Raw genomic sequence first — 12,416 nt, 5'->3', positions numbered from 1 at the left:
GGCGGTCAGCCGCAGCCGCCGGGCCCTACAGCAGCACCGGAAGGGTCTCGAGGCCGCGCAGCAGCAGGCCGGGACGCCAGCGCAGGTCTTCCGGCGGGACCGCGAGCCGCAGGCCGGGGTGGCGGGCCAGCAGCGCGGTGAAGGCCACCTGCGTCTCCAGGCGCGCCAGCGGGGCGCCGAGGCAGTAGTGGATGCCGTGCCCGAACGCCAGGTGCGGATTCTGCGTACGGTCCAGACGCAGTTCGTCGGCCGCCGGGAACCGGTCGCCGTCCCGGTTCGCCGACAGCAGGACGACCACGACCGGGTCGCCGGCCGAGACGGTGACACCGCCGATTTCCAGGTCCTCGGTGGCGACCCGGAAGGTGGAGGTCTCGACCGGCCCCTCGAACCGCAGGAACTCCTCGATCGCGGTGGGGAGCAGGCCGGGCTCGGCGCGCAGCCGCTCCCACCGGTCGCGTTCCCGCAGCAGCAGGTAGGCGCCGTTGCCGATCAGGTTGACGGTGGTCTCATGCCCGGCGATCAGCAGCAGGAACACCATCGAGGAGAGCTCCGCCTCGGTGAGCCGGTCCTGTTCGTCGCGCACCTGGATCAGACCGGAGAGCAGGTCGTCGCCGGGGCTGGTCCGCCGCTCGGCGAGCAGCGCCAGGATGTAGCCGACCATGGCCCGGATCGCCGGCTCCAGCCGGTCACCGGACTGCGACCCGGCGACGATCACGTTCGACCACTCGCGGAACGCGTCCCGGTCGCCGGGCGGGACACCGAGCAGCTCGCAGATGACCTGGATCGGCAGCGGGAAGGCGAACGCATCGATCAGGTCCGCCCGCTCGCCGCCCGCCATCGCGTCCAGCAGGTCACCGGTGATCTCCTCGATCCGCGGGCGCAGGCCCTCGATGCGGCGGGCGGTGAACGCGGCCGACACCAGGCGGCGCAGCCGGGTGTGATCCGGCGGGTCGACGGCGAGCATGTGCCGGGACAGCACCCCGGCCGGGCCGGACGGCCGGTTCGCCGTCGAGGAGGAGCCAACCGAGAAGGCGGACTGCTTGGACAGGCGCGGGTCGGCCAGGGCTCTGCGGGCGTCCTCGTACCGCGTCACCAGCCAGGCGGACAGGCCGCTGGGCAACCGGGTACGGCGGACCGGTCCGGTACGGCGCCACTGCGCGTACACCGGGTGTGGGTCGGCCTGGAACGCCGGGTCGGTGAAATCGATCTGGAGTTCCTGCGTCATCGCGCCCTCCGAGCCCCCGTGCACCGGACCCCGACGATACCCGTCGATGTCTTGCGGGGTCACGCTCCGCGCGGGCGCTCGGTCCGCACGCCGCGGGGTGAACGTGGTGGGCGCAGCGGCAGGCGCGGGCGGCGGGACTCGATGCGGCGGGGACGGCGCGGCCGCGGCTGATTGCTGTCCATGGGCGTCCACTATCCGCCGATAGTCCGGCTCCGATCGGGCCGTTGAGACATTCTTAAAGATCATCTCAGCGTCAGGTAAACATCCGTTGGGCTGGGAACCGGACTGGTCGTCTGCCCCGCCTCCGCGCGGCCGATTACCCTCCTGAGGTCAACCCTTCCGGGACGGAGTAGCCGCAACACCATGACTTCTCGCCCTCGCCGCGCCCTCAGTGTTCTCCTCGCGTTCACGTCTCTGCTGGCCACAGCAGCGTGCGCCCCGCAGAACGGACGCGGTGTCGCCTTCGCGGTGGCTCGTCCCGGCCGCACCGAATCGGCATCGTCCAAGACCAACATCGTGCTGGTGCTGACCGACGACCTGTCGAAGAACCTGGTGCAGTACATGCCGAACGTGCTCGCCCTGCAGAAGGAGGGCACGACGTTCACCAACTACACGGTGACCGACTCGCTGTGCTGCCCGTCGCGGGCGTCGATGCTCAAGGGGCAGTTCCCGCACAACACCGGCATCTTCAAGAACCACGGGTCGGACGGCGGGTTCCGGCTCTTCTACAGCCGGGGCGAGGAGAAGTCGACCTTCGCCACCGATCTGCAGGCGGCCGGGTACCGGACCGCGTTCCTCGGCAAGTACCTCAACGAGTACCAGACGAAGAACCCGCTCGGCACCGGTCAGCCGTATGTGCCGCCGGGCTGGGACCAGTGGTTCGCCGGTGGTAACGCGTACAACAACTTCAACTACACGCTGAACGAGAACAACCAGGTTCGGGCGTACGGCAACAAGCCGCAGGACTACCTCACGGACGTGCTCTCGGCGAAGGCCTCCGACTTCATCACCACCTCGGCGGCGACCGGGACGCCGTTCATGGTGGAGGTCTCGACGTACGCGCCGCACAGCCCCTACACCCCCGCACCTCGCGACGCCGAGTCGTTCCCCGGGCTGAAGGCGCCGCGCACGGCCGCGTACAACAAGCTGCCCTCGGACGCGCCGGCCTGGCTCCGGCAGGTCAAGTCCCTGACCGCGGCACGCAAGGCCCGGATCGACAACGAGTTCCGCAAGCGGGTGCAGTCGGTCCAGTCGATCGACCGGATGGTCGGCTCGCTGCGGGCCACCCTCACCAAGGCGGGTGTCGCCGACCGGACCGTGGTGGTCTTCGCCTCCGACAACGGCTACCACATGGGCGAGTACCGGCTGCCCTCCGGCAAGCAGACCGCCTTCGACACCGACATCAACGTGCCGCTGGTCGTCGCGGGCGCGGGTGTGGGGGCCGGGCGGGCGGTCGACGCCATCGTGGAGAACATCGACCTGCGGCCCACCTTCGCCGACCTGGCCGGCCTGGCGCAGCCCGGCGAGGTCGACGGGCGCAGCATCAGGCCGCTCTTCGACGGCGAGACGCCGGGCGGGTGGCGTACCACCGCGCTGATCGAGCACCGGGACCCGGCCACCGACCCGCTGGACCCGGACTACACGTACGACAGCCCGAACATCCCGCCGGCCTACGACGCGCTGCGGACCACCCGCTACACGTACGTCAAGTACGTCGACGGCTCCCGCGAGTACTACGACCGCAAGACCGACCCGCTCCAGCTGCGCAACCTGGCCCGCACCCTGACGCCGGCCCGGATCGCCGAACTGGACAAGGCGCTGGTGGAGCTGACCACCTGCGCCGGGCCGGAGGCGTGCTGGGCGGCCGGGCGGATCAGCTGACCGGACCGGCCCACGGCGGGCGCTGACCGCCGACCCGGAACGACGGCGCGTCCTGCCGCTGCAGCACCGGGTAGACGCTCGAATGCGCCTGCCAGGACGGCTGCGGACGGGCCTGCGGCTCGGCCAGGCAGCGCATCAGGGCGTGCAGCATGTCCTGCAGCGCCACGTGCAGCCGCGGGTCGGTGACGATGCCCTCGCCGTCGACCGTGCCGATCTCCAGCGGGACCCGGATGCAGGCCGGGCGGAGCAGGCGCGCGCCGGCATGGCCGAGCACGGATTCCAGCCCGGTACGGGCGCCGTCGTCCTGCCCCGGCGCGACGACGGACAGCCAGGCGGCCGGGCGGCCGGTCAGCTCGCCACCGTCGACCAGCCAGTCGAGCAGGTTCTTCAGGCTGCCGGGGAGCGAGCCCGCGTACTCCGGGGTGCAGAAGAGCACCGCGTCCGTGTCGAGGACCCGGCGGCGCAGGTTGGTGACGGCCAGGGCGGGAGCGGGGTCGCCGGGGACGAACGCGGGCAGGTCGGCCAGTCCGTCGTACCGGACGGCGGTGATCTCCGGTGGGGCGTACCTCGCTGCGGTGCGCAGGGCAGCGGTGTGCAGGGATCCGTCGCGGGTGCTTCCCGAGATGAGCAGGACGCGCGTCATGCGCCCGACGATACGGCCCGGCGAGCGCTGATCCGGGCCTCGGCGCGGACGCGTTCGGGTTGTCGCCGAGCGGCTGGATCGGGGCCGACTTTCGTACCGAATGGGTCTCGGTGGCTAGTCAGGCCGACGCCGCGGCGGGCAGCATGGGCAGACGGTCCAAACGGGTGGGGACCGGTCCAAGTTCCGCCCTCTTGCGCAGGAACGTGGATCCGATGTCGCAGCCCACCCCGCCGCCGAACGACCCGACGCAACCGTTCGGGCAGCAGCCGGGGTACGACCCCGGGCAGCAGCCGGCCTACGACCCGTATCAGCCGCTGCCGCCGTACCCCGCTCCGGACAGCGCGCCGCCCACCCAGGCCTACTCGCCGCAGCCGCCCTATCCGGCGCCGGACAGCGCGCCTCCGACCGCGCCGTTCCCGCCGCAGCCCTACTCGCCGCCCTACTCCGCGCCGCCGGTGTCCGGTTATCCGCAGTCGCCGGCGGGCTACCCCCAGAAGGGCTATCCGGCGCCGCCGATGTATCAGCCGATGGTCGTCGGCCACATGGGCCCGCCCACGTCCGGCTGGGCGGTGGCCTCGATGGTTCTCGGCATCGTCGGGCTGCTGCTGGTCTTCTGCGCCTGGGGCATCCCGTCGCTGCTCGCGGTGATCTTCGGCCACATCGGGCTCGCCGAGACCAAGCGCGGCGAGAAGTCCGGGCAGGGCATGGCCGTGGCCGGTCTGGTCCTGGGCTACATCCTGATCGGCCCGGCGATCCTGATCGCGGTGCTGGGCGGGCTCAGCGCCGTCTTCAGCGCAGCCTAGGCAGATCGGCCAGCCGGCGGCCGGCCCCCGGGCCCGCTGCAGTGAGTAACCACCGGCCGAGAGGTGGCCGCCAGGCCACGGCAGCGCTCCCCCGATGTCGGATGCTTTCTCGAGCGCCAGAACCCGCGCCCCGGAACGGCAGCAGGCCCCGCCCGGATGGGCGGGGCCTGCTCGTGTTGTGCGCCGCGTAGGACTCGAACCTACAACCCGCGGATTAAGAGTCCGCTGCTCTGCCAGTTGAGCTAGCAGCGCCTGCAACGAGGCAGAACGTTAGCACATCGCCCGGATGCCGCTCAGCGGGACCCGGGCACTCAGGCGCGGGACCGGGGCAGGCAGCACTTCTTGTACTTGCCTCCGGAACCGCACCAGCACGGCCCGTTACGCCGCGGCGGCCAGGCCCTCGCCCCGGCCAGATTCTCCTGCTGATCCTCGTAGCCCGCCCGCACCCCGGGGTCGGCCGGATCACCGCCGTCGCGGGCGGCGAAGGCCACCAACCCGTCCGCCGACCCGGTGAACAGGACCAGCCCGGTCTCCCCGGCATCGTTACGGACAGTCAGCTCCCGCTCCAGCCGGGCGCGGTGCTCGTCCCAGCTCCGCCCGTACGGGTCCGCCAGTACCGGCCAGCGCAGCAGGATCCGGTCGAACTCCGGCTTCGGCCAGAAGAGCAGCCCCCGGCCGTCGGCTTCGCGCTCGCCGGCCGGCTCGAGGCCGTTCATCACCTCGCGCATCCGGTCGGCCAGCTCGTCGTGCTCGTCGGCCGGCAGCTCGAGATCCCGGCGGATCCGGCGGCGGGCCTGGGCCAGGTGGTAGAGCAACTGGGCGTTCGTGTCGCTGCGGTCCAGGACCGACTCGAGCGCCGCGGTCAGCCACTGCTCGGCGATCGGCGCGTAGCCGCACTCCTCCATCGCCTCGGACAGGTAGGTGGCGGCGTCCGGGTCCCGCTGCAGGCGCGGGCGGAGCGCGGTGAACTCGGCCAGCGCCTCGTCGTCGCGGCCCAGCCGGGCCAGCAGATCCCCGCGGTACGCCCGGGCGAACCCGTCCGTGTCGTCCCGGTAGAGGCCGACCGCCCGGTCGACCAGCCCCAGCGCCGGAGCCAAGTCACCCTGCCGCTCGGTGATCTCGGCGGCCAGGGTCAGCGCATAGCCGGCGTCCGCCGGATCCGCCAGACGCCGCTCGTCCACCGCGGCGACCAACTCCGCCACCATCACCATCGGGTCCTCAGCGGTGAACGCATCCTGTCCGATGACATCCAGATCGTCACTGGTGAGCGTTTTATTCGATGACACGCGTCACCTTACCTTTGCGCAAGAACACAGAAAGCCCCGACCAGGGGTCGGGGCTGTGTCGTGGAGAGTGCGTCGCGTAGGACTTGAACCTACAACCCGCGGATTAAGAGTCCGCTGCTCTGCCAGTTGAGCTAGCGACGCTCGCCGTGCAACGAGAAGAACGTTAGCACGGGCCGCGAAGATCCTTGAAATCGGATACTTCCCACCTGGAGGGGGACCCGCGACTTGCGTCCATGAGTCAGTATGTCTGCGCTGAGAACTCCAGAACGGGGCCCGACGATGGTTGACCTGCGCCGCTCCTTAGTGGCGATCTTGGCAGTTGCCCTGATCGCCCCCCTCACCGCGTGCGGCGACGACGCGACGCCGACCTTTTCCGACCCGGCGAAAGCGGATCCGGCTGCCACCAGCGGCGCCTCCGGAGCGCCGGTGACGGAGAACACCACCGCCGCTGAGCCGGTCGCGCTGACCATCACGCCGGCCAAGGACAAGAAGGACGTACCGGTCAGTACGGAGATCGGGCTGAAGGTGAGCGGCGGCGAGGTCACCTCGGTCACCCTCAAGGACGCCAAGGGCAAGGCCGTCACCGGCGAACTGCGCGAGGACGGTTCGGCCTGGGTGCCGAGCAAGCCCCTCAAGACCAAGCAGACGTACGCCGCGACGGTTGTCGCCACCGGCAAGGACGGGGGTACGACGACCGCCACCACCTCGTTCACCACGATGGGCGCGCCGGGACGCCGGACGGGCACCGGTCTCTACCTGTTCGACGGCAACACGTACGGCGTGGCGATGCCGGTCGTGGTCGAGTTCAACCCGGGCATCAAGAAGGCGGACCGGGCCGAGGTGCAGAAGCGGATGTTCGTGCAGACCAGCCCGTCGCAGCCGGGCACCTGGTCGTGGACCGCGTCCGGCACGCAGGCGTACTACCGGGCGCCGAACTACTGGCAGCCGGGCACCACGCTGAAGGTGCGGATCGCGGTCGGCGGCCTGCCGACCGGCAAGAACATCTACGGCGACCAGGACCGCTCAGCCACCGCCAAGATCGGCCGTAAGTTCGAGATGAAGGTCGACAACGCCAGCAAGAAGATGACGGTGCTGCAGGACGGCAAGACGGTCAAGACGATGCCGGTGAGCCTCGGCAAGAAGAGCACTCCGTCGTCGAGCGGTCACATGGTGGTGATGGAGAAGAAGGCGGACACCGTCTTCGACACCACCGACACCGACGGCGACGAGGGCTACCGCACCGAGATCCAGTACGCGCAGCGACTGACGTGGAGCGGACAGTACATTCACTCGGCCCCGTGGTCGACAGGTGATCAAGGTCGCCGAAACGTGTCGCATGGATGTGTCAATGTGTCGCCGTCCAACGCGCGGTGGCTGTTCGACAAGACCCTGATCGGTGACCCGGTCACCGTAAAGGGGACCGACGACAAGCTCGACTATGGCAACGGCTGGACGCCATGGGACGTGAGCTGGGAAAAGTTCGCCGAGGGCAGCGCGCTGGAGGTGCCCGCCGGGCTGAACTGACCAACCCCGTCACCCCATGGTGGTTCGATGGCCCGTCCGGGGTACATCGATGGCACCGGTCCCGTCACGGCACAGATCCGGGATTGGTCAACAGCCTTTTTTGGAGCACTATTGGGCGCCGGGTATTCGACGCCGTGAGGGGACCATGGAGATGGATGGAAGTCGCCGTGCCGGTCGCCGCCGCTGGCGCGCGGCCGTGGTCTCGCTGCTGGCGGGCACGCTGCTGCTGACCGCCGCGTGCAGCGGTGGCGGCGACGACGCGCCGTCGTGGCAGGGTGGTGGCAACGGGTCCGCCGCTGCGGAGGCCCCGTCGCCGGAGCCGACGCTGAGCACAGTCGCCGTGACCTCCCCCGCGATCGACGCCACCGGGGTCGAGGCCTGGTCCGAGGTGAAATACAACAGCGAGGACCCGGACAACACCACCGTCGAGGTGACCGACGCCAAGGGCGAAGAGGTCAAGGGCACCGTCGACAAGGACGAGAACGTCTGGAAGCCGAGCGAGTCGCTGGAGTGGGGCGGGAAGTACACGGTCACCGTCAGCACCCCGGAGGCCGAGGGAAAGAACAACACCACCACCAGCTCGTTCACCGTGATGAAGAAGCCGGCGAACCTGGTACGGGTGTCGAGCTTCCTGGGCGACAACCAGACCGTCGGCGTCGGGATGCCGCTGATCATCCGCTTCGGCCGCTCGGTCCCGGAGAAGTACCGGGCGGACGTCGAGCGCAAGATGACCGTGACCGCCACCCCCGCGCAGGAGGGTGTCTGGCACTGGACCAGCCCGACCGAGGTGCACTACCGGCCGAAGGTGTACTGGAAGGCCGGCTCCAAGGTCTTCTACAAGGTGCAGCTCAAGGGCGTGAAGATGGGCGACGGGTGGTATGGGCGTTCCGACCTCACCGTCGACATGAAGATCGGCCGTTCGATGATCATGACGGTGTCGAACAAGACCAAGAAGATGACGGTCAAGCAGGACGGCAAGGTCATCAAGACCATCCCGGTGAGCCTCGGCAAGCCGAAGACCCCGTCGTCGAGCGGCACCATGGTCGTCATCGAGAAGAAGGAACACACCGTCTTCGACACCCTGGACGAGCTGGGCCCCGAGGAGGGCTACCGCACCGAGATCGACTACGCGCAGCGGATCACCTGGAGCGGCCAGTTCATCCACGCCGCCCCGTGGTCCGAGGGCGTGCAGGGCCGGCGCAACGTGTCGCACGGCTGCGTCAACGTGTCGATGGCGATGGGCAAGTGGCTCTTCGACCGCACCATGATGGGCGACGTGATCACGGTCTCCGGTACCGAGGAGAAGCTGAAGAACGGTAACGGCTGGACCGACTGGAACATGAGCTGGGACGAGTACAAGAAGGGCAGCGCTCTGCACTGAGAGCTCGCAACGAGACGGGCCCGGTCCTCGAGGACCGGGCCCGTTCTAATTCTCAGTTCTTGAATTGGCCGGTGACCTCGACCTTCTTGTCCCCTGCCCAGGCGATGGCGCCGTACGAGTCGCCGCCGGTGTCCCGTTCTCCGGTGGCGTGCATGTACTGCGCCGCGAAGACGTACTGCCCGGCGGCCAGGGTCTTGCCGTCGTGGAGGGTGAACCGGTAGACGAGCGCGTCCTTCTCCTCGTCCACCACCATGGTGATCATCTCGGCGGGCACCGAACTCCACTTACCCGCGTCCTCGACCCCTTCGGTACGCGCCACGCTGATCACCACGTCGAGCCGGGTGATCGTCTCGGTGGTGGTGAGGGTCAGGTTGCCCTGCGCCCACGTGTCGTTGGAGTGGCTGTCCAGCACGGCGGCGGAGCTGAGGAAGCCGGAGGACGGCTGCCAGTGCACCCCGGGCGCCGTGCTCCGCTCGCCGGTCCGGGTGGTGCGACTGGGACGGGTGGGCTTGTCCGGCTCGGCGGAGGCGGCCACCGTCGGACTCGGGGTCGGCGCCACCGAAGCGGCGGCCGGTGGTTCTGCGCCACCACCGCGGTCGCCGGCCAGCCGGATCCCGGCGAAGCCGACCACCAGGGTCGCCACCACCGAGGCCGCGGCGGCGACCGGGCGCAACGTCGTGAAGGCCCATCGGCTGCGCGTGGCCGTACGCTGCTCGCTGATCCGGGTGAGCATCGCCGCGCGGTCCGGGACGTGCCGCTCGGCCTCCTGGCGCAGCACCGCGCCCAGATCGGGCTCGGGACGCTCAGCCATGGTGGCCTCCCATCATCAGCGGCATCCCCCGCAGGTACTCGCTCAGCTGAGCAGCGCCCCGCGAGGTGTGACTCTTCACGGCGCCGACCGAGATGCCGAGGATCGCGGCGACCTCCCGTTCCGGCACGTCGAAGGCGTACCGAAGAATCACGCACTCGCGGCGCCGCAGCGGAAGGCGCCGTAGGGCCGCTCGCACGTCGAGGACCGCGGGGGTGTCGCTCTCGCCGCGGTCGCGGCGCAGCAGCCCGAGACGCAGCAGACCAGCCCGTTCCCGGCTCTGCCGCTTGATCCATTGACGGGCCAGGTTGGTCACGATGCCGCGAGCGTACGCGACCGGGCTGTCTGCCGCCTGCACCCGCTCCCAGTGCCGCCACACCTCCACGAACGCGTCCGCCGCCAGGTCGTCGGCGGCCTGCGAATCGCCGGTGACCAGGTAGGCGAGCCGGGACAGGTCGGTGTGATGGTCGTCGAAGAAGCGCCGGAAGGCGTATTCGGCTTCGGACAAGGACTGCTCCCGGGGAACAAAGGGTGATCCACTCCCCTGTGGGCCGGCGAACCCGAAAGGTTGCCCGGTCCGCCGAGAAATTCTCCGGAATCCCGTCTTGTGGGAGCGAGCCCACGAAAAAAGGCCCCGTCCGCAGACGGAGCCTTTCTTGGGGTGATCGACGGGACTCGAACCCGCGACCCCCGGGACCACAACCCGGTGCTCTACCAGCTGAGCTACGACCACCATGACCGCGGCTGTTTCCCGCGGTGCCGCACAATCATAGCCAGTGCCCCGGGGAGCCCGTCGAGCGGGTTACCTCAGAGCTCGGCAGCGACCGCCTTGGCCGCCTCGACATCCGGCCCGGGCTGCGGCACGAAGATCGTGCGCCGGTAATACTCCAGCTCACGGATGCTCTCCCGGATGTCGGCGAGCGCCCGGTGCGACAGCCCCTTGGCCGGCTGGCCGAAGTAGACCCGCGGGTACCACCGGCGGCAGAGCTCCTTGATCGAGGAGACGTCGATCATCCGGTAGTGCAGGTGGGCGTCGAGCGCCGGCATGTCCCGGGCCAGAAAGCCCCGGTCGGTCGCGATCGAGTTGCCGCAGAGCGGGGCGGTGCGCGGGTTCGGCACGAACTCCCGGATGTACTCCAGGACCGCCTCCTCCGCCTCCGGGATGCTGATCGCGGAGCGGCGCACCTCGTCGGTGAGACCGGACTTGGCGTGCATGTCGCGCACCACCGGCGGCATGGCGTCCAGCGCCGCGTCGTCGGCGTGGATGACCAGGTCGACGCCCTCACCGAGCACGTTGAGTTCGGGATCGGTGACCAGCGCCGCGACCTCGATGAGCTTGTCCTTGCCCAGGTCGAGACCGGTCATCTCACAGTCGATCCACACCAGAAGATCCGCCACGGGCACAGCCTACGCCGGGCTGCGGGCCGCCGTTTGACGTGTACGGCCATCGACGGCCTACCTTCGCGCTGTTTGTCCGCTTTATGGCTGGGACTTCCCACTTGGCCGGTTGCGGGGTAAAGTGTACTTAACGGACGAAGCCCCCCTTCGGTTACTCCGTTCCCCCCGGTAAAGGGCCCTCCGCGTCGGCAGCGCGGAGGGCCCTTTCGCATGTCACGGCCGCCAGGACCGGTCGAATCCGGGGCCCACCGTCGAGCCGTCCTCCCAGCGGATCTCCGCCTTGCCGGCCTCCGCTTCGCTGGCCTCTGCCTCGCCGGGCGCCGCTTCGCCGGCCGCCGCCTCGCCGGCCGCCGCCTTGCCGGCTTCCGGCGCCACGAACGCCAGCAGCCGGGCGCCCTCCTCCTCGACCGCCGCCCGAGCCGCCGCGGGAAGCGGCCGGAACGGGGCGACGGTCAGCGTCGCGCCCTGCAACGACCAGGTCGCGGCCACGAAACCGTCGACCAGGACAGTCGGGCGCACGATCGACCAGCCCGGCATCACCAGCGGCCGGTCCCCCGGATGGATGATCCGGGCGCGGTCGTCGTGGCCGAGAACCGCGTTGTCGAACTCCGGCAGGAACACCACCGGCGCCGGCAGGTCGGGGTCGGTCAGGATGGCGTCGGGTAGGTCGTACAGATCAATGTTGTTCTCGTCCTTGAAGACCCGCAGTTGCGGGCGCAGCTCCGCGAGGAGCGCGCCCAGGCGGGTCAGGCCCGAGAAGACCTGCAGGTCCTTGACCGACGCCGGGCCGTAGGCCGCCAGGTAGCGCATCACCAACGTCTCCGGGCTCGGCCCGGCAGCCAACGGCCGGCCGAGCAGATCCTCCGCCGGCACGCACAGCACGCGGCCGCGATGCCCCCACGTCCCGGAAGGCGGTGGGTGCAGCAACGACAAACGCAGATGTACGACGTACGTGAGCGCCTGCCGATCATGTCCCGGGAACCGCTCGATCAGCCGGCGGGCCAGATCCGGACGGGTCATCGGCCCGTCCGCCAGGATCTCCCGGGCCGCGTCGGCGAACTGCACTGGATCCACCCCGTCCAGCTTCACGCCGCGCCCGGCGAGCCGGTCCAGGGTCGGCTGAAGCGTGGGCCGCAGCCAGAGGTAGTCCTCGCCGGTCGACAGGTGCTGGGTGCCGCGCAGCATCGCGCCGCGCACCACCTCGCCGTCGTGCAGCAGCGTGGTCAGGTCGTCGTGCCGGAAGCCGGCTATGCGCGACCAGAGACTCAGGTATGGGGAGTCCGGCTCCTGGCCCTGCATCGCGATCAGATGCCGGATGACATCGGAGGCCTGGCGCGGGATTCGCTCGGAGAGGAATTGGCGCTGCAGGTAGGTCCGGTTCAGCTCGCGCGTGGTGAGGACTCTCATGTCCTTCACGGTAGGCGGGATAGCGGCCACTTCCTGTCCGGAATCGGGCTGGGTGGCCAA

11 protein-coding genes and 3 tRNA genes are annotated in these 12,416 nt (G+C 69.8%); 4 read left to right on the top strand and 10 right to left on the bottom strand.

Annotated features, from left to right (window positions below):
- Window positions 1-25: 25 nt before the first annotated feature.
- Window positions 26-1,225, bottom strand: coding sequence for a cytochrome P450 family protein (locus OHA21_RS45110; RefSeq protein ID WP_328466019.1), 1,200 nt, complete (start codon window positions 1,223-1,225; stop codon window positions 26-28).
- Window positions 1,226-1,588: 363 nt separating this feature from the next.
- Here OHA21_RS45110 and OHA21_RS45105 point away from each other — a divergent pair, with 363 nt between their 5' ends.
- Window positions 1,589-3,106, top strand: a complete 1,518-nt coding sequence (locus OHA21_RS45105; RefSeq protein ID WP_328466018.1) for a sulfatase family protein — start codon at window positions 1,589-1,591, stop codon at window positions 3,104-3,106.
- Here OHA21_RS45105 and OHA21_RS45100 read toward each other — a convergent pair.
- Window positions 3,099-3,749 (bottom strand): NADPH-dependent FMN reductase, encoded by a 651-nt coding sequence (locus OHA21_RS45100; RefSeq protein WP_328466016.1) that lies wholly within the window; start codon window positions 3,747-3,749, stop codon window positions 3,099-3,101. The genes OHA21_RS45105 and OHA21_RS45100 overlap by 8 nt on opposite strands.
- 212 nt (window positions 3,750-3,961) lie before the next feature.
- On the opposite strand from OHA21_RS45100, the gene OHA21_RS45095 reads away from it, so the two are divergent.
- Window positions 3,962-4,552: a DUF4190 domain-containing protein gene (locus tag OHA21_RS45095; RefSeq protein ID WP_328466014.1), complete on the top strand. Its 591-nt coding sequence runs from the start codon at window positions 3,962-3,964 to the stop codon at window positions 4,550-4,552.
- Window positions 4,553-4,731: 179 nt separating this feature from the next.
- Here the strand turns inward: OHA21_RS45095 and OHA21_RS45090 are convergent.
- The 3 genes from OHA21_RS45090 to OHA21_RS45080 form a co-directional block, all read right to left on the bottom strand.
- Window positions 4,732-4,804: transfer RNA gene (locus OHA21_RS45090), tRNA-Lys, on the bottom strand.
- A gap of 59 nt (window positions 4,805-4,863) precedes the next feature.
- The gene (locus OHA21_RS45085; protein WP_328466012.1) at window positions 4,864-5,838 is read right to left on the bottom strand and encodes an SEC-C metal-binding domain-containing protein; all 975 of its coding nucleotides are present in this window, start codon (window positions 5,836-5,838) and stop codon (window positions 4,864-4,866) included.
- Window positions 5,839-5,906: 68 nt separating this feature from the next.
- Window positions 5,907-5,979 (bottom strand) — tRNA-Lys (locus tag OHA21_RS45080).
- A 138-nt stretch (window positions 5,980-6,117) separates the two neighbouring features.
- Between OHA21_RS45080 and OHA21_RS45075 the strand changes: the two genes are divergently transcribed.
- Complete coding sequence (locus OHA21_RS45075) at window positions 6,118-7,362, top strand: L,D-transpeptidase (RefSeq protein ID WP_328466010.1); 1,245 nt, start codon at window positions 6,118-6,120, stop codon at window positions 7,360-7,362.
- A 151-nt stretch (window positions 7,363-7,513) separates the two neighbouring features.
- Window positions 7,514-8,743 carry an Ig-like domain-containing protein gene (locus tag OHA21_RS45070; RefSeq protein ID WP_442875014.1) on the top strand — a complete coding sequence of 410 codons (1,230 nt, stop codon included), beginning with the start codon at window positions 7,514-7,516 and terminating at the stop codon, window positions 8,741-8,743.
- Between the two features lie 52 nt (window positions 8,744-8,795).
- Here OHA21_RS45070 and OHA21_RS45065 read toward each other — a convergent pair whose 3' ends face one another.
- The 5 genes from OHA21_RS45065 to OHA21_RS45045 all read right to left on the bottom strand — a co-directional run bounded on the left by OHA21_RS45065 (window position 8,796) and on the right by OHA21_RS45045 (window position 12,356).
- Window positions 8,796-9,554, bottom strand: coding sequence for a hypothetical protein (locus tag OHA21_RS45065; protein ID WP_328466007.1), 759 nt, complete (start codon window positions 9,552-9,554; stop codon window positions 8,796-8,798).
- On the bottom strand, window positions 9,547-10,059 hold the full coding sequence (locus OHA21_RS45060) for a SigE family RNA polymerase sigma factor (RefSeq protein ID WP_328466005.1): 513 nt from the start codon (window positions 10,057-10,059) through the stop codon (window positions 9,547-9,549). Before OHA21_RS45060 ends, OHA21_RS45065 begins: the two co-directional genes overlap by 8 nt.
- Before the next feature lie 149 nt (window positions 10,060-10,208).
- Window positions 10,209-10,284, bottom strand: a tRNA-His gene (locus OHA21_RS45055).
- A gap of 74 nt (window positions 10,285-10,358) precedes the next feature.
- Window positions 10,359-10,955 (bottom strand): oligoribonuclease, encoded by a 597-nt coding sequence (orn, locus tag OHA21_RS45050; protein ID WP_328466003.1) that lies wholly within the window; start codon window positions 10,953-10,955, stop codon window positions 10,359-10,361.
- A gap of 207 nt (window positions 10,956-11,162) precedes the next feature.
- A complete protein-coding gene (locus OHA21_RS45045; RefSeq protein ID WP_328466001.1) occupies window positions 11,163-12,356 on the bottom strand; it encodes a winged helix DNA-binding domain-containing protein in 1,194 nt (397 codons plus the stop codon).
- Window positions 12,357-12,416: the final 60 nt, after the last annotated feature.

This window comes from Actinoplanes sp. NBC_00393 (assembly GCF_036053395.1).
Classification (GTDB): Bacteria; Actinomycetota; Actinomycetes; order Mycobacteriales; family Micromonosporaceae; genus Actinoplanes.
This window is presented reverse-complemented; position numbering and strand designations above follow the sequence as displayed.